The sequence below is a fragment of the Pectobacterium fontis genome (assembly GCF_000803215.1).
Classification (GTDB): domain Bacteria; phylum Pseudomonadota; class Gammaproteobacteria; order Enterobacterales; family Enterobacteriaceae; genus Pectobacterium; species Pectobacterium fontis.
The window spans coordinates 1-19633 of the sequence record NZ_JSXC01000012.1 but is presented as its reverse complement, the minus strand read 5'-3'; the positions used below and the strand labels follow the sequence as shown (position 1 = coordinate 19633).

The 19633-nt window shown below is 51.5% G+C and carries 17 protein-coding genes; 9 read left to right on the top strand and 8 right to left on the bottom strand.

All coding sequences use genetic code 11. The features are described 5' to 3' along the window. Nucleotides 1-191 precede the first annotated feature (191 nt). The 4 genes from rsmG to asnC all read right to left on the bottom strand — a co-directional run bounded on the left by rsmG (nucleotide 192) and on the right by asnC (nucleotide 4170). Complete coding sequence (gene rsmG / locus OI69_RS03730) at nucleotides 192-812, bottom strand: 16S rRNA (guanine(527)-N(7))-methyltransferase RsmG (protein ID WP_039346336.1); 621 nt, start codon at nucleotides 810-812, stop codon at nucleotides 192-194. A gap of 82 nt (nucleotides 813-894) precedes the next feature. Beyond that, nucleotides 895-2784 (bottom strand): tRNA uridine-5-carboxymethylaminomethyl(34) synthesis enzyme MnmG, encoded by a 1890-nt coding sequence (gene mnmG / locus OI69_RS03725; protein ID WP_039346333.1) that lies wholly within the window; start codon nucleotides 2782-2784, stop codon nucleotides 895-897. A gap of 391 nt (nucleotides 2785-3175) precedes the next feature. After that, entirely contained in the window at nucleotides 3176-3619 is a 444-nt protein-coding gene (gene mioC, locus OI69_RS03720; RefSeq protein WP_039346329.1) for an FMN-binding protein MioC, read from the bottom strand. A gap of 89 nt (nucleotides 3620-3708) precedes the next feature. Then, the gene (gene asnC / locus OI69_RS03715) at nucleotides 3709-4170 is read right to left on the bottom strand and encodes a transcriptional regulator AsnC (protein WP_039346327.1); all 462 of its coding nucleotides are present in this window, start codon (nucleotides 4168-4170) and stop codon (nucleotides 3709-3711) included. A 152-nt stretch (nucleotides 4171-4322) separates the two neighbouring features. Between asnC and asnA the strand changes: the two genes are divergently transcribed. Next, a complete protein-coding gene (gene asnA, locus OI69_RS03710) occupies nucleotides 4323-5315 on the top strand; it encodes an aspartate--ammonia ligase (RefSeq protein WP_039346323.1) in 993 nt (330 codons plus the stop codon). On the opposite strand, the gene viaA is transcribed toward asnA, so the two are convergent. Further along, complete coding sequence (gene viaA / locus OI69_RS03705; protein WP_039346318.1) at nucleotides 5312-6790, bottom strand: ATPase RavA stimulator ViaA; 1479 nt, start codon at nucleotides 6788-6790, stop codon at nucleotides 5312-5314. The two genes, asnA and viaA, sit on opposite strands and share 4 nt — an antisense overlap. 5 nt (nucleotides 6791-6795) lie before the next feature. After that, nucleotides 6796-8295, bottom strand: coding sequence for an ATPase RavA (ravA, locus tag OI69_RS03700; protein WP_039346315.1), 1500 nt, complete (start codon nucleotides 8293-8295; stop codon nucleotides 6796-6798). Between the two features lie 529 nt (nucleotides 8296-8824). Between ravA and kup the strand changes: the two genes are divergently transcribed. Further along, the gene (gene kup, locus OI69_RS03695; RefSeq protein ID WP_039346312.1) at nucleotides 8825-10693 is read left to right on the top strand and encodes a low affinity potassium transporter Kup; all 1869 of its coding nucleotides are present in this window, start codon (nucleotides 8825-8827) and stop codon (nucleotides 10691-10693) included. Nucleotides 10694-10867: 174 nt separating this feature from the next. Here kup and qseC read toward each other — a convergent pair whose 3' ends face one another. Further along, entirely contained in the window at nucleotides 10868-12217 is a 1350-nt protein-coding gene (qseC, locus tag OI69_RS03690) for a quorum sensing histidine kinase QseC (RefSeq protein WP_039346310.1), read from the bottom strand. Continuing rightward, a complete protein-coding gene (gene qseB, locus OI69_RS03685; protein ID WP_039346307.1) occupies nucleotides 12214-12876 on the bottom strand; it encodes a quorum sensing response regulator transcription factor QseB in 663 nt (220 codons plus the stop codon). The genes qseC and qseB overlap by 4 nt, the downstream gene beginning before the upstream one ends. 258 nt (nucleotides 12877-13134) lie before the next feature. On the opposite strand from qseB, the gene OI69_RS03680 reads away from it, so the two are divergent. The 7 genes from OI69_RS03680 to rbsR all read left to right on the top strand — a co-directional run bounded on the left by OI69_RS03680 (nucleotide 13135) and on the right by rbsR (nucleotide 19537). Then, nucleotides 13135-13530 (top strand): YgiW/YdeI family stress tolerance OB fold protein, encoded by a 396-nt coding sequence (locus tag OI69_RS03680; protein WP_039346304.1) that lies wholly within the window; start codon nucleotides 13135-13137, stop codon nucleotides 13528-13530. 195 nt (nucleotides 13531-13725) lie between these two features. Next, nucleotides 13726-14145, top strand: coding sequence for a D-ribose pyranase (gene rbsD, locus OI69_RS03675; RefSeq protein ID WP_039346301.1), 420 nt, complete (start codon nucleotides 13726-13728; stop codon nucleotides 14143-14145). Nucleotides 14146-14152: 7 nt separating this feature from the next. Beyond that, nucleotides 14153-15658 carry a ribose ABC transporter ATP-binding protein RbsA gene (gene rbsA / locus OI69_RS03670; RefSeq protein WP_039346299.1) on the top strand — a complete coding sequence of 502 codons (1506 nt, stop codon included), beginning with the start codon at nucleotides 14153-14155 and terminating at the stop codon, nucleotides 15656-15658. A gap of 7 nt (nucleotides 15659-15665) precedes the next feature. Beyond that, entirely contained in the window at nucleotides 15666-16634 is a 969-nt protein-coding gene (gene rbsC / locus OI69_RS03665) for a ribose ABC transporter permease (RefSeq protein WP_039346297.1), read from the top strand. A gap of 25 nt (nucleotides 16635-16659) precedes the next feature. Beyond that, on the top strand, nucleotides 16660-17547 hold the full coding sequence (gene rbsB / locus OI69_RS03660; protein WP_039346295.1) for a ribose ABC transporter substrate-binding protein RbsB: 888 nt from the start codon (nucleotides 16660-16662) through the stop codon (nucleotides 17545-17547). A 64-nt stretch (nucleotides 17548-17611) separates the two neighbouring features. Next, on the top strand, nucleotides 17612-18538 hold the full coding sequence (gene rbsK / locus OI69_RS03655) for a ribokinase (protein WP_039346293.1): 927 nt from the start codon (nucleotides 17612-17614) through the stop codon (nucleotides 18536-18538). 3 nt (nucleotides 18539-18541) lie between these two features. Further along, nucleotides 18542-19537 carry a ribose operon transcriptional repressor RbsR gene (gene rbsR / locus OI69_RS03650; protein ID WP_039346291.1) on the top strand — a complete coding sequence of 332 codons (996 nt, stop codon included), beginning with the start codon at nucleotides 18542-18544 and terminating at the stop codon, nucleotides 19535-19537. Nucleotides 19538-19633: the final 96 nt, after the last annotated feature.

The following is a 19633-nucleotide window of genomic DNA, read 5'->3' as shown; positions in this document are numbered from 1 at the left end:
TAACTAATTTTTGATACCTATGATTTATTTTCTCTCGTTATTATTCAGCGCGAAAGCAAAAGGACGATGCAGAAAAAACGAAGATGTAACATTTTAGTGATCGCAATGCGTTCTGGAACGCCGCCACCGATAAATGAGGTGGCAACCTGATACGCCATATTTAGTTATAATTTTTTTGATAAAAAACAAAATTAGTTTGGTTTAAGCACGACTAAATGGCGCTCGCCTTCCAGATCGGGCACGGATAAGCGAACAACCTGATCCAATAGGACACCTTGTGGCAAGGACGCCAACTCATCCTCAGGAAGTACGCCTTTGAGAGCATAAAATCGCCCTGTCGGTCTGGCTGGAAGATGGCTGCACCAGCTAATCATGTCATGCAGAGAGGCAAATGCCCGGCTGATCACCCCATCAAAAGGCGGTTCTGCGGGAAATTCTTCAACGCGACTCTGCACAGGCGTGATGTTTTCAAGCTGTAATTCATGCTGAACCTGACGCAAAAAGCGTACACGTTTACCCAAGCTATCCAACAAGGTGAAATGCGATTCAGGACGAACAATGGCTAACGGAATCCCCGGCAACCCAGGCCCCGTACCCACATCGATAAAACGTTGTCCATGTAAATGTGGCTCAACCACGATACTGTCCATGATGTGACGGACAAGCATTTGCTGCGGCTCGCGTACCGACGTCAGGTTATAAGCTTTGTTCCACTTATTCAGCATATCAACATACTGTATCAGAAGATGTTTTTGCTTATCTGAAATCACAATACCAGCCGCATTGAGCAGATTATCGAGTGTGTTGCGCACAATAAGATCCCGATGAAAATGATGAGGTTTACAATAAAAATAGCCGGATAACCGGCTATTTCGGGGATAAGTTTACCGTAAATCAGGCGCTGCGGCGCAGTAGGCCCTGCTTTTTAAGCCAGATCAGCAGAATGGAGATCGCCGCTGGCGTAATACCTGAAATCCGTGAAGCCTGACCGATAGACGACGGTTTGTGATCGTTAAGCTTGGCGATAACCTCGTTAGACAACCCGCTAACCTGCTTATAATCCAGATCGGCAGGCAGCAGCGTATTTTCATTACGCAGTTGTTTCTCAATTTCATCCTGCTGACGGGCAATATACCCTTCGTACTTAACCTGAATTTCAACCTGCTCAGCCGCCTGTTCATCGGTTAATCCCGGAGCGAACAACGGTAGCCCTGTAAGCTGAGCGTAATCCACTTCTGGGCGACGCAGCAGCTCTTCACCGTTCGCTTCGCGTGATAGCGGCGTATTTAGCAGTGAATTGACCTGAGCTATCTGCTCAGACTGCGGGTGAACGTGAACATCGCGCAGACGCTGACGCTCTTTCTCAATATTCTCGAGTTTCTCGTTGAAACGCGCCCAGCGATGATCGTCAACCATCCCCAGTTCACGACCGATTTCTGTCAAACGCAGATCGGCGTTATCTTCACGCAGCATCAGACGATATTCAGCACGCGACGTAAACATGCGGTAGGGTTCTTTCGTCCCCAGCGTACAGAGATCGTCAACCAACACGCCGAGATAAGCCTGATCGCGACGCGGCGACCAGCCTTCTTTATCGGCAGCTAATCGAGCCGCATTCAGCCCCGCCAACATGCCCTGTGCTGCGGCTTCTTCGTACCCGGTTGTTCCGTTGATTTGTCCGGCGAAGAACAGACCATGAATAAATTTGTTTTCCAGCGTCGGCTTCAAATCGCGAGGATCGAAGAAATCGTACTCAATGGCATAGCCAGGGCGAACAATACGGGCATTTTCCATCCCAGCCATTGAACGAACAATCTGCCATTGGACGTCAAACGGCAGACTGGTGGAGATCCCGTTTGGATAAATTTCGTTGCTGGTCAGCCCTTCTGGCTCAAGAAAGATCTGATGGGTGTTTCGATCGGCAAAACGCATCACTTTGTCTTCGATCGAGGGGCAATAGCGTGGACCGATCCCTTCAATGATCCCGGCATACATTGGGCTACGATCCAGGTTATTACGGATCACATCATGGGTTTTTTCATTGGTATGCGTGATATAGCATGGCATTTGTGCCGGATGCTGACTCGCATTCCCCAGGAATGAAAAAACCGGCATCGGGTTGTCGCCGTGCTGTTGAGCGAGCACACTAAAATCGATCGTTCTGGCGTCAATGCGCGGTGGCGTGCCGGTTTTCAGGCGGTTAACGCGCAGAGGCAACTCACGCAGGCGACGCGCGAGCGGGATAGAAGGTGGATCGCCTGCACGACCGCCGCTGTAGTTGTCCAGCCCGATGTGAATCTTGCCGTCAAGGAAAGTGCCAACCGTTAATACGACGGCTTTGGCACGAAATTTTAGCCCCATCTGGGTAACGGCACCGACGACACGATCGTTTTCCACAATCAGATCGTCGACAGCCTGTTGGAAGATCATCAGGTTTGGCTGATTCTCCAGCGCGGTGCGAACTGCCTGACGATAAAGCACGCGATCTGCTTGTGCACGAGTGGCTCTGACCGCTGGGCCTTTACTGCTGTTTAGTATCCTAAACTGTATACCGGCCTGATCGACGGCACGCGCCATCAGCCCTCCCATGGCATCGATCTCTTTAACCAGATGGCCTTTTCCAATACCGCCTATCGCCGGATTACAAGACATTTGTCCCAGCGTATCAATATTGTGTGTCAGCAGAAGCGTTTGCTGGCCCATTCGGGCAGAAGCCATTGCTGCTTCTGTTCCGGCATGACCGCCACCAATCACGATGACGTCAAAGGGATCTGGATAAAACATGGTACTGCTCCTCGCATTATTGCGAATGATGAGTGGAGAACGATCGTTATTTGCCCTGGGGTAGGGGATTCTACTCAACTTTGAGCCAACGACCAAGTCCGTTGGATCCTCGTTAATTAAAGAAAGATCTTTTTATTTAAAGATCTCTTTATTAGATCTCTTATTAGGATCGTCATGTTGTGTGGATAAGTGATTATTCATATTAAAGATCAAGATAATGGCGTTGATCCTTACCTGTGAATGATCGGTGATCCTAGCCAGGATAAGCTGGGATCTGAATGCGGGTTTATACACAGGACAAAAAGTATACTCGGGTTGTTATTGGGATAACTACGGCTTTTACACCTGAATTAAGCAGAGTTATCCACATTCAACTGCTGAATATTTAATCTTATTTGAGTAAATTTACCCACGATCCTAGCCATTCTTCGGCTGGATCTTCTGGAATCTGATGCTGGGTGATGTCGATCTCAAGGATTTCACCGATCCGTTTTGCCCCTAACTGGGTCAGCATACGATCCGCTGTTTGGATTGCGCCACAGAACGTGTCGTACTCTCTGCTGCCGATCCCTATTGCGCCGAAGCTCACCTGAGAAAGATCGGGCTTCTGCAGTTCCAATTGTTCAAACAGCGCTTTCAGGTTATCAGGAAATTCCCCGGCACCGTGGGTGGAGGTCACCACCAGCCATACACCGCTTTCAGGCAGGGCATCAAGCTCAGGACCGTGCAGAAGTTCGGTGGAAAAATCATCCTTCTCCAGTAATTCAGCCAAATGCTCAGCGACGTATTCTGCGCTGCCGAGGGTACTGCCACTGATCAAGGTAATGTCTGCCATAGCGATCCCATCCGATAAAAGACGGGACATTGTACGCTGTGATCTGGCTGGGATCTACCTGTGGATAATATGGGTATAGGAAAAAAGCATTACGGTGCGATCGTACGCATGATGGGGTTTTGCAGAGAGATTAGCGTTTCAGTGGATTGAATTTCATCAATAGTTTGGATCTTGTTGATAAGTACATGTTGCAGCGCTTCGATCGAACGGCACATGACTTTAATAAAGATGCTGTAATGCCCGGTGGTGTAGTAGGCCTCGACCACTTCTTCCAGATTGTTCAGCTTCTCCAGCGCGGAGGGATAATCTTTGGCGCTTTTCAGAATGATGCCGATAAAGCAGCACACGTCATAGCCTAACTCTTTTGGGCTTACGTCCAGGCGCGTGCCGATAATGATGCCTGCCTGCTTCATTTTTTCCACCCGAACGTGGATGGTGCCCGGACTGACGGAAAACTGTTTTGCCAGTTCAGCATAGGGAGTTCGTGCATTTTCCATTAAGGCGGAAAGGATGCCGCGATCGAGATTATCGATCTGATAAATTTCTGCCACTTTGAACCTCTTATTTTAGCGAATAATGATTTTATACCGTTATAAAATGACGGATTAAAAGCACAAGTGCAATTTATCCATAAGATTATTGAATGGCTGGCAGTTTTTATTGCTTAATGAATAACTAAATATGATGGATAAGAGACGCGGCAATGAAAAAGCAGTACATCGAAAAACAGCAGCAAATCAGCTTCGTTAAATCTTTCTTCTCCAGCCAACTGGAGCAGCTTCTGGGATTGATTGAAGTCCAGGCACCGATTCTTAGCCGCATCGGCGATGGCACGCAGGATAACTTGTCTGGCACGGAAAAAGCGGTGCAGGTTAAGGTGAAAGCGCTGCCGGATGCCACATTTGAAGTGGTGCACTCACTGGCGAAATGGAAGCGTAAAACGCTGGGCGTCTATGATTTTAGCTGCGGCGAAGGTATCTATACCCACATGAAGGCGCTGCGTCCTGATGAAGATCGTCTCAGCCCGATCCACTCGGTGTATGTCGATCAGTGGGACTGGGAGCGCGTAATGGGGGATGGCGAGCGCCATGCCGGGTATCTGAAATCGACGGTCACACGCATTTATCAGGGCATTAAAGCGACGGAAGCGGCGGTACATCAGGCGTTTGGCATTCAGCCTTTCCTGCCGGAACAGATTCATTTTGTGCATACCGAAACCTTACTGAAGCGCTATCCCGATCTGGATGCCAAAGGGCGTGAGCGAGCCATCGCGAAAGAACTGGGCGCGGTGTTCCTGATTGGGATTGGCGGCAAGCTGTCCAGCGGGCACTCTCACGATGTGCGCGCGCCGGATTATGATGACTGGACGACGCCAGGTGAGCAGGAATTGGCTGGCCTGAATGGCGATATCGTGGTGTGGAACCCGGTTCTGAACGATGCGTTTGAGATTTCATCCATGGGCATTCGTGTGGATGCGGAAGCGCTCACCCGCCAGTTGGCGCTGACGCAGGATGAAGAACGCCTGAAGCTGGAATGGCATCAGGCGCTGCTGCGCGGTGAAATGCCACAAACGATCGGTGGGGGAATTGGTCAGTCTCGCCTGGTTATGCTGTTGCTGCACCTGTCGCATATTGGTCAGGTTCAGTGCGGCGTGTGGCCACAGCCACTGCGTGAGTCGGTTTCCGGCCTGCTTTAATAAGCCTTACCGTGCTGCCAGCGGCGCAGTAAGCGGCTTTTTAACCCGGTATCAAAGTGCCAGATATGGTCAAAGATGCGCATGATGCCGGGTTTGCCATGATCGGACATCGCTACCGCATGGAAACGGTGCTGTAGCTTCGTCTGGCGGCTTTTCACCTTATTCACCACCTCATCCGGCAGTCGCTGGGCGATAAAGTCCGAAATCACCACGGCATCAGCATCGTGCCAGAGTGCATCATCCATCTTATCCAACAGCGCTGACAGGCAGGCGCTCATATCCGTGCCGCCGCGAAATGACTGGCTGAGAAAACGTATCGCCTGCTCTAATCCGTCTGCGGAAGTCAGTTCATATTTCACCACGCCGGTGGAAAACAGCATGATGTAGCAGCGGCGGTTGTCGGCGAGCGCAATGCGCATCAGCGCCAGGCAGAAGGCTTTGGCACAGCGCTCGTTAAAGCCGCCCATCGAGCCTGACGTATCAACGCAGACGATAAACGGGCCACGCGGCTGCTGTTCATTTTGCTGATGAACCACAGGTCGCTCGGTGATTTTCTCGCGCCAGCTCTCACCCTGTAAGCGATAGGTCAGCAGCCGATGCTCCAGCAGGCGGCGATAAAACTCGTATTCCAGTTCGCTGATGCCCAGTGTAGCCAATTCCGTCGGCATCAAACGCAGGATATCGTCGCTCTGATGCACACCGCTTACTTGCTCGGGCACGGTGGCAGGTTCCCGTACGCGTACCCGAAAGGCTTCTTGTGGCGCTTCTTGCGTAAGAATGGATTTGGTTTCCCGGCTGCGCCCCAGCCGTTCCGCGAGTTTCTGTAATGCGGGCTGGCGTTGCAGGAAAGCGCCGAAATCCAGTAATGGGCGGGGATCGGTGTGAATACGCTGTGCCGCGCTGAGATCCCAGAGTCGCCCGGCGGCATTGTCATTCTCTGCCAAAATGGGCTCGAGTTTGCCGCTGAGGGTCAGACGCTGTTGCAGTTCGTCCAGCAGGATTTCCCGTTCTTGTTCCATTAACTGCTGATGCAGTGAAACGGTTTGCAGGGTGAGGCTCAACCGCCAGCGCTGAAGAAAAAGTGAATGCAGTCCACTGGTGATTTTCTGCCCTAAGGTTCGCTCTGGGGACGTCGTAAGCTGTGAAGCCTGTGTCAGAAATGGTGATTCCACGTTGCTCAGCGTCTCCATAATCGCAGGCAGGCGCGTCTGAAACGTCTGGTTGTCGATCGATTGTGAACGCTGGTAGCAACTAAATTCTTTTTCCAGCTCTGGCGGTACTTGGGTGGTGCGCAGGCGTTGTTTTAAGGTTTCTTTCCAATCAGGCAGGTCTTTGAGTAACGCGGATTTCAGGCTGGGATACTTTTCAAAGAAAAAAGCGAGCTGCGGCGTCGCCAGCAGCGTGATGACGAGGTCGTCCAGCAGTTCGTTTTCATCGATAGACAGCAGCATTTCCAGTGATTCCAGCGTGATCATCGGCGTTAGTCCTGTTGCTCTGACTGCTGGATTTGCTCGGCGACGTGTTGCAGGCTGGCTTCTATTTTGGCCAGCCACTCACTGGGGACGAACAGACATGGCTGATGCTGACTGAATAAACGACGCTGTTCGCGGAGTTGCAGATTCAGCTTTTCATATTCATCAGTAATGTCGGCCGGAAGCGCGCAGTCGCGTTTTTCCGGTAGCGAAAGAATAACGGCTTGCAGGCTGATATCACGAACCGTCAGGTGTTGGCGCTCGTCCACCACCAGATCGAGACGTTGGGTAAAACCAATGCCGTTGAGTTTACCCCGAATTTCTCCCCCTTTTTGCAGCCAGTTTTCTAGTGCATTTTTCTCAATAATCAGGTGATTGACTTCAATATCGTGCAAGATCAGCGGGCGTTGCAGCACCAGATCCAGTGTTTCCGCGGCGATCGTGTCAGGCAAGGTGTAATGGAATTTCCTACCCAGAAAGTGGCCTTGCTTCTCCACTGAAAATGCCTGTAATTCACTTTGTTCACGCTGGTATTGCTGACGTTTGATATTCGCCTGTTGTAGCCGGAATAGCAGGCTTTTTTGCTGATAGGCGTGCTCGGTAATCAGTAATTCAAGCTGGCGTTCGATGAGCGTCAGCGTGCTTTGGTCGTGCCAGAGACAGTCTTTCAGTAGAATAATATCAACCGGCGTAATGGCATCCCGACCGCAGAAAAACGCGCTGGCCTGAAGCAGACGCAGGGCTTTTTTCCAGCGACGATCGGAAATGTAAGGAGCCTGTTCCAACGTATCTAACTGCTGGCGCAGCGTGTAAATCAGCTCGAAGCCTGCTTCCGGCAGCGCCACATGCTCAATATCCTTCTGCCACTGTTGATACTCTTCATCGCTGACGCTGAGAGCCGGTGGTACGGGGTTATCGCGCTCGCTGCTGTTATTCACCAGCAGCGCGCGGAAATTCTGTTTTTCCTGCACGCGGTCGAGCCACAAACGGATGAGCATACGGTCGTAGAGCGCTTCCAGACCACCATCGGCCTCCGGCAGTTCATTCGACGCCGCAACCAGCAGGCGCATCGGGATCGTGTCTTCACTGTTGCCATTACGAAAACGTCGCTCGTTAATGGCTGTCAGTAGCGTGTTCAAAATGGCCGGGCCTGCTTTCCAGATTTCATCCAGAAAGACAATTTCGGCTTCGGGCAGATAACCGGTGGTCAAACGTTGATAGCGGCCTTCATCTTTCAATGCCTGAATGGAAAGGGGACCGAATACTTCTTCTGGAGTGGAAAAGCGGGTCATCAGGTACTCAAACGCGTTCGCATGGCGAAACGCGAATTTAAGACGCCGGGCGATCATACTTTTGGCGATACCCGGTGGCCCCAGCAGAAAAACACTTTCCCCGCTTAGTGCCGCCAGCAGACAGAGACGAATGGCGTGCTGTCTTTCGTATAGCCCGTGTTCTAGCGCATTGCTGAGACGAGAAATTCTTTCAGCTAATGCCGCAGTTTGACGCATAATTGATCCGTTAGTCCCATGATGTGATGTACTGAAATCGTTTATTTCTGCACCCCGTTATTCCACTGAAAGCGACACACCAGAAAAACGACTTTCAGCAAGGCAAACGTAATAATAAACGGCAGATCACAGATTTTTATTAGAATACTTTTATGGATTATTCACCTTAACGGGGTGAGTAAGCAATAAACCACCTTTTACAGGATGTTTCGTATACACCCGTCATACTTCAAGCTGCAGGTGTGTTGGCTGCGTTCACTCACCCGAATCACTTACTTGAGTAAGCTCATCGGGATGAAATGAGAGACATCCTGTCTCTCACCGAAGGCCAGCCGCTGGCTGATCAAATTCGTTCCCGACGAATTTGTCCCTCGCTTGCCGCCTTCCTGCAACCCGAATTATTTAGGGGTAGAAGGTGACCGCACAATAAAAATGGGTTTTTACCCTGATTTGTGCATACTGTGCGCTTTTGGACAAGTTGCTGTGAATGACGCGCTTCGCGGATTGATTAATAACAGAAGATAGGTTTATGAGCTCAGAACATAAACGTTCGCTTCCGGCTGTCACGCTGGCGGCCATCGGGGTGGTTTATGGAGATATAGGAACCAGCCCTCTTTATACGTTAAGGGAATGTTTATCAGGGCAGTTTGGTTTTGGGGTCGAGCCTGGTTCGGTCTTTGGCTTTCTATCACTCATTTTTTGGCTACTGGTGCTAGTGGTTTCGCTGAAATACCTGACCTATGTGATGCGTGCCGACAATGCTGGTGAAGGTGGCATTCTCACATTGATGTCGCTCGCTGGGCGCAACACCTCCGATCGCACAACCTCCGTGCTGGTTATCATGGGGTTGATTGGCGGCAGCTTCTTCTATGGGGAAGTGGTCATCACGCCAGCTATCTCGGTGATGTCGGCGATGGAAGGGTTGGAAATCGCCGCGCCGTCGATGGACAATTATATTGTCCCATTAGCGATTGTCGTGCTGACCTTACTGTTTATCATTCAAAAGCACGGTACGGGCAGCGTTGGCAAACTCTTTGCTCCCGTGATGCTGATTTGGTTTTTGACGCTTGGTGTACTGGGCGCACGCAGCATTATTGCTAACCCGGAAGTCTTGCAGGCGTTGAATCCGATGTACGCCGTGCGCTTCTTTATCGAATATAAAGCGGTGTCGTTTTTTGCGCTGGGGGCCGTGGTGCTGGCGATTACCGGGGTTGAGGCGTTGTATGCCGATATGGGGCACTTCGGTAAATTCCCGATTCGTCTGGCCTGGTTTACGGTGGTGGTGCCGTCGCTGGTATTAAATTATTTCGGTCAGGGCGCGCTGCTATTGAAGAACCCGGAAGCAATCAAGAACCCGTTCTTCCTGCTGGCGCCAGATTGGGCACTGATTCCACTGCTGATATTGGCGACGCTGGCGACCATCATTGCCTCACAGGCGGTGATTTCCGGTGTGTTTTCCCTGACCCGTCAGGCGGTGCGGCTGGGCTATTTGCCGCCGATGCGCATCGTACACACGTCGGATATGGAGTCCGGTCAGATTTATATTCCCGCGATTAACTGGATGCTGTATATCGCCGTCGTGATTGTGATTGTCAGCTTTGAGCATTCGAGCAATCTGGCCGCGGCTTATGGTATTGCGGTGACGGGCACGATGGTCATTACCAGCATTCTGTTCTGTACGGTTGCAGTGAAAAATTGGCTCTGGAATCGCTATCTGGCATGGGCGTTGCTGGCCGGGTTGCTGGTTATCGACCTGCCAATGTTTTTGGCGAACGTGGTAAAAATCCTGTCCGGCGGCTGGTTGCCGCTGGCGCTGGGTATGGTGATGTTTATCATTATGACGACCTGGAAAAGCGAGCGCTTCAGGCTGCTGCGCCGGTTGCATGAGCACGGTAATTCACTGGATGCCATGATTGCCTCGCTGGAGAAATCGCCGCCGACGCGTGTGCCGGGGACCGCTGTGTATTTCTCGCGAGCCACGCGCGTGATCCCGTTTGCGCTGCTTCACAACCTCAAACACAACAAGATCCTGCATGAGCGTGTGGTGCTGTTAACCATGCGAACGGAGGATGCACCCTATGTGCTGAACGCACGGCGCGTCACGGTTGAACAGCTTTCGCCGACGTTCTGGCGCGTGATTGCCAACTATGGCTGGCGTGAGACGCCGGATGTGGAAGAAGTCTTTCAGCGTTGTTGGCAGGACGGGTTAACCTGTCAGATGATGGAAACCTCTTTCTTTATGTCCAATGAGTCACTGATTATCGGTGAGCGACCGTGGTATCTGCGCTTGCGCGGTAAGCTATTCATGATGCTCAGCCGCAACGCGCTACGCGCGGCTGATCAATTTGAAATCCCGCCGAACCGGCTGATTGAACTGGGGATTCAGGTCGAGATTTAAGTGATCACACGAGTAGGGTGTTATGTTGGGATAAGATCGAGATATACGGTCGACCACGGGGCGAGGTGTCCCTGCGGGAACCTCATCCCCGTGTTTCCCTAATAACAAGCAGCGAGTTGCTGCCTGTTGGGGAAACCCTATTGCTCAGCGTGTTAACGATAGAGAGAATGACCGCTACCAGTTCACCGACACAATCAGCCCGCCTTCGGGTTGATTGGTGAACGCAACCCGCATATGGTGCAGTCTGGCGATATTGTTCACGATGGAAATCCCCAGACCGCTGCCGGATTTTTCCTGCCCCGGCGGGCGATAAAAGCGTTCGCCGATCCTGGTCAGTGCGTCCTCGCTGATGCCCGGCCCGCTATCGGCCACCTGAAAGCCCTGTTCTGTCAACGCCAGACTAACCGTTCCGCCTTCATGGCTGTAGCGAATGGCGTTATCTAGCAGATTACGCACCAGCAGCGTCAGCAGCAAAGGATGCCCTTGCCGGATAACCGGTTTATCCGGTAAATCCAGCGTCAGTTCGATGCCTGCGGTGTGTGCGGTGTGGTAATGCGCAATCACCGCCTGTTGCAATAAGTCATTAAACTGAACGGGCTGCATCCCTTCAGGGGAGGTTTCGGCATCCAGCCGCGACAGCGTTAGAAGCTGATCCACCAGCCGCGTGGCCCGATCGATACCTTTGTCCAGATTGATCAAGGCATGGTGACGCATCGCTTCATCGTCATGTGCGAGCTGTGCGACTTCAGTTTGAACTTTCAAGGCCGCCAGCGGGCTGCGCAATTCGTGAGCCGCATCGGAGGTAAAACGACGCTCCCGTATCAGCATGTCGCTGATACGGGAAAACAGATGGTTCAGCGCGTTGACCAACGGACGAACCTCTTGCGGGATGTGTTGCGTTGCCAGCGGTGTGCTTTCATCGGGGGAACGCTGCTGTAGCTCGGCGGTTATACGCTTTAGCGGCGAGAGTTCACGCGTTACCAGCCAGAACAGCAGCGCCAGCATGATTGGCAGTGCGAACAGCCAGGGCATCAGGTTGGTTTTTACAATATCCAGCGTCATATCCTGACGATATTCCCACTCCTGACCGACTGCAATCGCGTAGCGATTATCCGCTGTCGTCAACCAGACGATGCGCCAGGCATCGTTGTCATTACGCAGTTTGCCGTCGGTGAAGCCGTTGCGCGGGTAGTCAAAGATGAAATCTTTGCCGTTCTCGCCGTCGTTCAACACCATGTTTCCGTCGCGGGTAAAAATGGCGAAGGCCAGTGCATCCTCTTCCTGTTTGCCTCGATCCTGGTGTACCAGATTTTTGGTTTTAGGCAGAGAAGTCGACTGGATGCGCAATTCATCGGGATTCATGGTGGCAAGACGTTTGGCAAACAGCATTTGCTGGGTATCAAATAGCTCATTGATGTTTTGGCGCGTTTGATACCACGAAAGCAGGCTGGCCACGCCCCAGCAAATCAGCGTCAGCAGCGTAAAACCTGCAATCAGGCGTAAGCGCAGGCTGAGTCGGTTCATGGCGCATCTCCCAGAATGTAGCCAACGCCATGCACGGTACGGATAAATCCACCCCCCAGCTTTTTGCGCAGGTGGTGGATATGCACTTCTACCGCATTACTGGAGACATCATCGTCCCACCCATAGAGCTTTTCCTCCAACTGTGCGCGCGTGAGCACGCGGTTCGGGTTGAGCAAAAACAGTTCCAGTAACGCCAGTTCGCGCGATTTGAGTATTAGTGGTTCGTTGTTAAGCGTGACGCTGCGTGAGCCTGGCTCAAGGGAAATCGCACCGTGTGTTAATGTCGGTTGAAGTTGGCCGTGACGGCGGCGAATCAGCGCCTGAAGACGAGCGGCAACTTCTGTCAGCGCAAAAGGCTTACATAAATAGTCATCGGCCCCTTGCTGCAACCCTTCTATACGCTGTTCCAGCGCATCACGGGCGGTCAGAATTAGTACCGGTTCGTCGTGCCCTGCCTGACGCCACTGGCGCAGAATATCCATTCCGTCCAGACCCGGCAGGCTGAGATCGAGCACGACTGCATCATACGGTGCCGCCTTCAAGGCCGCTGCGCCTGTCTTCCCTTCCGTAAACCAGTCAATATTAAAACCCAGTTTGATTAAGCCTGCTTTCAGGCCGTCGCCAATCAGGCGATCGTCTTCGATTAACAATATTCTCATGGCTGCCTCGCCGGATATTGACCGCTGTCGTGTTTGCGCCTTTTCCGGTTTTATACGAAATAGGAGGGCGACGTGTACAGCACAAATCGCTGAAATCGGGCGATATCGGCAAGATAAAAAAAGAAAAATGCAGAAACTGAGTCCTTAAGATTCTGTTAAGAACGGTTTGTTTTAATCCTTCCCGAAGACCGATTACTCCCGCAGGTTGACTGCGAAACAATTGACTGTGAAACGACAGGCAACATAAGGAAGGTAAAGATGAAAAAAGTCGCTGCATTACTCGCCATTACCGCTCTGGTTTCCGCTCCGGTATTTGCCGCACAAAGCGGCGGTGGTTTCGTCAACCCGGAAACCCCCGCGGTTGGCACACACAACGGCGGATTTACTGATTCGCAAAACGCGCTGACCACAATCGCGAAAGCGAAAGACCTGCGTGACGATAGCTGGGTTACGCTGCAAGGGAATATTGAAAAGCGGATTGGGGATGAGAATTATCAGTTCCGTGATTCAACCGGTACGATAGAAGTTGAAATTGACCATAAACGTTGGAATGGTCAGAGGGTTTCACCCACCGATAAAGTGGAAATTCAGGGGGAACTGGATAAAGACTTTTATTCGACTGAGCTGGATGTAAAACAAATTCGTAAACTCTAAAAGTCATTCCCTAATGGCGGGCATTGCCCGCCATTTCTCTATTTATCACTCTTCTGTAACGATCTTTCGTTATCTTTATTTTTTTGTTAGCGAAACGTTTCGATAGCGATCACATTTTTTTTATCTCTTCATTGCCTTTCTTTGTTCTTTTTCTAAAATATCACCAGCGAAACGTTTCGCTGGTGGGGTGATGAGATGAAAAAAGCAGCATTGTTGAATTCCGATATTTCTTCCGTGATTGCTCGACTGGGGCATACGGATAGCCTGGTTATTGGTGATGCGGGTTTACCGATTCCTGACACGACAACGCGTATCGATCTGGCGTTAACGCATAACGTGCCGACCTTTTTGCAGGTAGTGAGCGTAGTCACCAGTGAAATGCAGGTCGAGGCCGCTATTCTGGCGGAAGAGATTCTTGAAAAGAACCCCGCCGTCCATGACGCGTTACTCGAGCAATTAAAGCAACTTGAACAACATCAGGGAAACGCAATCGCATTGCACTATGTCAGCCATGAAGAATTTAAAACCCAAAGCGGCAAAAGCCGGGCCATCATTCGTAGCGGAGAGTGTTCTCCGTATGCCAATGTCATCCTGTGTGCTGGCGTAACGTTCTGAGGCATCCATGCAACCTTTACTGCAACTGCAAGGCATCACGAAATCTTTTCCCGGCGTTAAAGCACTGTCCGGTGCTGCGCTTAACGTCTATCCGGGAAAAGTGATGGCGCTGGTGGGCGAGAATGGTGCGGGCAAGTCCACCATGATGAAAGTCCTGACCGGGATCTACCGTAAAGATGCGGGCAGCATCCATTTTCTGGGGCAGGAGGTGGATTTCAACGGGCCGAAAGCGTCCCAGGAAGCAGGTATCGGTATTATTCATCAGGAACTTAACCTGATTCCTCAACTCACCATTGCCGAAAATATCTTCCTCGGCCGTGAATTTACCAACCGTTTCGGTCGGATTGACTGGAACAAGATGTATGCGGAAGCCGACAAGCTGCTGAAGCGCCTTAACTTGCGCTATAACAGCCGCCGTATGGTCGGGGACTTATCGATTGGCGATCAGCAGATGGTAGAAATTGCCAAAGTGCTGAGCTTTGAATCGAAAGTCATCATTATGGATGAACCCACCGATGCGCTGACGGACACCGAAACCGCCTCGCTATTCAGCGTGATCAACGAGTTGCAATCTCAGGGATGCGGCATTGTCTATATTTCCCACCGTCTGAAAGAAATTTTTGAAATCTGCGATGACATTACCGTTTTCCGCGATGGTCAGTTTATCGGCGAGCGTCCGGTCAGCGACTTACAGGAAGATACGCTGATTGAAATGATGGTCGGTCGCAAGCTGGAAGATCAATATCCGCGTCTGAATAAAGCGCCGGGAGAGGTTCGCCTTAAGGTGCAGAACCTGTCTGGGCCGGGCGTCGATAATGTCAGCTTTACGGTGCGGAAAGGCGAAATTCTGGGCGTTGCGGGGCTAATGGGCGCGGGGCGCACCGAGCTGATGAAGATCCTTTACGGCGCACTGCCGCGTACTGGCGGCAATGTGACGCTGGATGGCCGCGATGTAGTGACCCGTAAACCGCAGGATGGATTGGCGAATGGTATCGTCTACATCTCGGAAGACCGCAAGCGTGATGGTTTGGTTCTGGGCATGTCGGTAAAAGAAAACATGTCGTTAACCGCTCTGCGCTATTTCAGCTATGCGGGCGGGCGTCTCAAACACGCCGAAGAGCAACTGACGGTTGCCGATTTTATCCGCCTGTTTAATGTCAAAACGCCGTCAATGGAGCAGCCTATCGGCCTGCTTTCCGGTGGTAATCAGCAGAAAGTGGCGATTGCCCGTGGCCTGATGACGCGCCCCAATGTGTTGATCCTCGATGAACCGACGCGTGGCGTCGATGTCGGGGCAAAGAAAGAAATTTATCAGTTAATCAATCAATTCAAAGAAGAAGGGCTGAGTATCATCTTGGTGTCATCCGAAATGCCCGAAGTCTTGGGAATGAGCGATCGCATCATTGTGATGCATGAAGGGCGCTTGAGCGGTGATTTCCCGATTGAACAAGCAACCCAGGAAGTACTGATGGCTGCGGCCGTTGGTAAGCAATACGGCGCAAAGCAGGAGTAAGTCAGACATGAGTTCTCAATCTATCACGGCAAAACGCTGGTTCAGCAAAGAGTGGTTACTGGAGCAGAAATCGCTGATCGCGCTCCTGATCCTTATTGCGATTGTTTCCGCCATGAGCCCTAACTTTTTCACCCTGAACAACCTGTTCAATATCCTTCAGCAGACGTCGGTGAATGCCATCATGGCCGTTGGCATGACGCTGGTGATTCTGACCTCGGGCATTGATTTGTCTGTAGGTTCGCTGCTGGCGCTGACGGGTGCCGTCGCCGCTTCCATCGTCGGGCTTGAAGTCAATGCGTTGGTAGCGGTATTTGGCGCATTGGCGCTGGGTGCGCTGATTGGTGCGGGCACGGGGGTGATTGTTTCCAAAGGCAAAGTGCAGGCATTTATCGCTACGCTAGTGATGATGCTGTTGTTACGCGGCGTGACGATGGTCTACACCAACGGCAGCCCGGTGAATACCGGTTTTTCCGATGTAGCAGATGCGTTTGGCTGGTTCGGCATTGGTCGTCCATTAGGGATTCCGACGCCAATCTGGATCATGGCTATCGTGTTCGCTGCCGCCTGGTACATGCTGCATCACACGCGTCTGGGGCGCTATATCTATGCGTTGGGCGGCAATGAATCTGCCACGCGTTTATCTGGCATCAGCGTTGATAAAATCAAGATTATTGTCTATTCCCTGTGTGGGCTGCTGTCTGCTCTGGCGGGAATCATCGAAGTCGCACGTTTGTCCTCTGCACAGCCTACGGCGGGTACAGGGTATGAGCTGGATGCTATCGCGGCTGTGGTATTGGGCGGCACCAGTCTGGCGGGAGGAAAAGGGCGCATCGTTGGTACGTTGATCGGCGCGCTTATCCTTGGCTTCCTCAACAACGGACTGAATTTATTAGGTGTTTCTTCTTACTACCAAATGATCGTTAAAGCAGTTGTCATCTTGCTGGCGGTTCTGGTAGATAACAAAAGCAGTAAATAACCTTCATTCACACAGGAATTGCGTTATGAATATGAAAAAGCTGGCTACTCTGGTTTCCGCTGTTGCGCTAAGCGCGACTGTCAGTGCTAACGCCTTGGCCAAAGATACGGTTGCTCTGGTGGTGTCTACGCTGAATAACCCGTTCTTTGTTTCCATGAAAGAGGGCGCGCAGAAAGAAGCCGATAAACTGGGTTACGAATTGATCGTGCTGGATTCCCAGAATAACCCTGCGAAAGAACTGGCTAACGTTCAGGATCTGACCGTACGTGGCACCAAAGTTCTGCTGATTAACCCGACTGATTCTGATGCGGTAGGTAATGCAATTAAAATGGCCAACCAGGCCAAAATCCCGGTGATTACGCTGGACCGCGTTGCCAGCAGCGGTGAGGTGGTGAGCCACGTTGCTTCTGATAACGCCTTTGGCGGTAAAGTGGCTGGTGACTTCATTGCTAAAAAGTTGGGTGAAGGCGCCAAAGTGATTCAACTGGAAGGGATCGCCGGAACCTCCGCCGCGCGCGAGCGTGGGGCGGGCTTCATGAAGTCGGCAGAGAAAAATAAATTCGCTATGTTAGCCAGTCAGCCTGCTGATTTCGATCGCACGAAAGGACTGAACGTAATGCAGAACCTGCTGACCGCACACCCAGATGTTCAGGCGGTGTTTGCTCAGAACGATGAAATGGCGTTGGGCGCGCTGCGTGCACTGCAAACGGCGGGTAAGACTGATGTACTGGTTGTGGGCTTTGACGGTACACAGGATGGCGTGAAGGCCGTTGAATCAGGCAAGCTGGCGGCAACGGTGGCTCAGCGTCCAGAGCAGATCGGTGTAATCGGTATCGAAACCGCGGCGAAAGTGCTGAAAGGTGAAAAAACACAGGCCATCATTCCAGTTGACCTGAAGCTGGTAGCAAAATAATTAAAGCAAGGCTCGCGCCACCCGTTTGCGGTGGCGCATTATTAACGTAGCGGGATTCGACATAATGAAAACGGGTAAGCTGGTGGTGCTGGGCAGTATTAATGCTGACCATATTCTCAATCTTGAGCAATTTCCCCGCCCAGGCGAAACAGTGATCGGTGAGCAATATAGTGTCGCTTTCGGTGGGAAAGGTGCCAATCAGGCCGTTGCCGCTGGTCGAAGCGGTGCGGATATCGCCTTTATTGCCTGTGTCGGAAACGACGACATTGGCATCCGTATTTGCCAGCAGCTATCCAAAGACAATATTGATGTTTCCGCCGTTGAGGCTATCTCCGGGGAGACAACCGGCGTGGCGCTAATTTTTGTTAACGCTGAAGCCGAGAACATGATTGCGATTAACGCTGGCGCGAATGCGGCCGTGACGCCGGATTATCTTCATCGCCATCAGCAACATATAGTTGATGCTTCTGCACTACTTATGCAGCTTGAGTCGCCGTTGGAGACCGTTATCGCGGCCGCCAAACTGGCGCATGAACATCAAACAAAAGTGATCCTTAACCCTGCCCCCGCCCGTGAACTGCCTGATGAACTGCTATCGCTGGTTGATATGATCACGCCGAATGAAACTGAAGCGCAGTTCCTGACGGGAATCACCGTTGAGACAGAAGAGGATGCGGCTCGTGCGGCACAGGTGCTGCATGATAAAGGTATCGAAACGGTTCTGATCACATTGGGTAGCCGTGGCGTATGGCTGAGTGAAAACGGTCAGGGACAACGTATTCCGGGCTATCGCGTAAAAGCCGTAGATACCATTGCTGCCGGAGATACCTTTAATGGCGCGTTGGTTACCGCCTTGCTGGAAAACCAGCCGATGTCCTCCGCCGTAAAATTTGCCCATGCGGCAGCGGCGATAGCCGTGACTCGCCGTGGCGCTCAGCCTTCTGTTCCGTGGCGTGAAGAGATAGACGCTTTTTTGCAAACTCAGGGGTGATCTTTGGCCACCATGAAAGATGTCGCCCGGCTGGCGGGCGTTTCTACTTCTACCGTATCTCACGTCATTAATAACAACCGCTTTGTCAGCGATACCATTCGCGAAAAAGTGATGAAGGCCGTTGAGGATCTCAACTACGCGCCATCTGCGCTGGCCAGAAGTCTGAAAATTAATCAGACTCGCACTATCGGTATGCTGCTAACCGCCAGTAATAACCCGTTTTATGCTGAAGTCGTACGCGGTGTGGAACGCTGCTGCTATGAGCGGGGATATAGCCTGATTTTGTGCAACACTGAAGGCGATCGCGACAGAATGAGCCATAGCTTTGAAACGCTGCTGCAAAAGCGGGTCGATGGCGTACTGCTGATGTGTACGGAAAGTCATCGCCCTTTGCCTGAAATGATGAGCCGCTATCCTTCAGTTCCTATGGTTATGATGGATTGGGCGCCTTTCGAAGGTGTTATCGACGTCATTAAAGATAACTCTCTGCTAGGTGGAGAGATTGCAACCAATTACCTCATCTCACGCGGTTATAAAAAGATAGCCTGCATTGCAGGCCCGAAAGATAAAACGACAGCCTATAACCGACTAGAAGGCTATCGTCAGGCGATGGCGCTCGCCGGGCTATCTGTTCCCGCTGATTATGAAATTTTCGGTGATTTTGAATTTGAAGCAGGCTATCGCGCTATGCAGCAATTATTAGCGCTGGAAGACAAGCCTGAAGCCGTGTTCACCAGTAATGATGCGATGGCGGTTGGTGTTTACCACGCGCTTTATCAGGCGGGGCTTTCGATCCCGCAAGACATGGCAGTCATCGGTTACGATGATATTGAACTGGCTCGCTATATGTCTCCTCCGCTGACTACCGTGCATCAACCGAAGGATGAACTCGGCGAATTAGCGGTTGATACCCTCTTATATCGTCTGGAACACCCTAATACCGAGCTAAATGTCTTAGTACTGACACCGGAATTAATGGTGCGTCAGTCGGTCCGGTGAGTTTTTCGCCCATTTAACGGCGAAAAATCCGGCATAACGATGTCTTTTAATTCGCTTTGCTGAAAAAAACCCCACTCGATAATTATTTTGCATTTA

Coding starts and splice junctions, on each gene's coding strand:
- rbsC (WP_039346297.1), top strand. CDS start 15,666: ATGAGTTCTCAATCTATCACGGCAAAACGCTGGTTCAGCAAAGAGTGG.
- rbsB (WP_039346295.1), top strand. CDS start 16,660: ATGAATATGAAAAAGCTGGCTACTCTGGTTTCCGCTGTTGCGCTAAGC.
- viaA (WP_039346318.1), bottom strand. CDS start 6,790: ATGATCACGCTGGAATCACTGGAAATGCTGCTGTCTATCGATGAAAAC.
- rbsA (WP_039346299.1), top strand. CDS start 14,153: ATGCAACCTTTACTGCAACTGCAAGGCATCACGAAATCTTTTCCCGGC.
- rbsD (WP_039346301.1), top strand. CDS start 13,726: ATGAAAAAAGCAGCATTGTTGAATTCCGATATTTCTTCCGTGATTGCT.
- mioC (WP_039346329.1), bottom strand. CDS start 3,619: ATGGCAGACATTACCTTGATCAGTGGCAGTACCCTCGGCAGCGCAGAA.
- kup (WP_039346312.1), top strand. CDS start 8,825: ATGAGCTCAGAACATAAACGTTCGCTTCCGGCTGTCACGCTGGCGGCC.
- qseC (WP_039346310.1), bottom strand. CDS start 12,217: ATGAACCGACTCAGCCTGCGCTTACGCCTGATTGCAGGTTTTACGCTG.
- qseB (WP_039346307.1), bottom strand. CDS start 12,876: ATGAGAATATTGTTAATCGAAGACGATCGCCTGATTGGCGACGGCCTG.
- asnA (WP_039346323.1), top strand. CDS start 4,323: ATGAAAAAGCAGTACATCGAAAAACAGCAGCAAATCAGCTTCGTTAAA.
- rbsK (WP_039346293.1), top strand. CDS start 17,612: ATGAAAACGGGTAAGCTGGTGGTGCTGGGCAGTATTAATGCTGACCAT.
- OI69_RS03680 (WP_039346304.1), top strand. CDS start 13,135: ATGAAAAAAGTCGCTGCATTACTCGCCATTACCGCTCTGGTTTCCGCT.
- ravA (WP_039346315.1), bottom strand. CDS start 8,295: ATGCGTCAAACTGCGGCATTAGCTGAAAGAATTTCTCGTCTCAGCAAT.
- mnmG (WP_039346333.1), bottom strand. CDS start 2,784: ATGTTTTATCCAGATCCCTTTGACGTCATCGTGATTGGTGGCGGTCAT.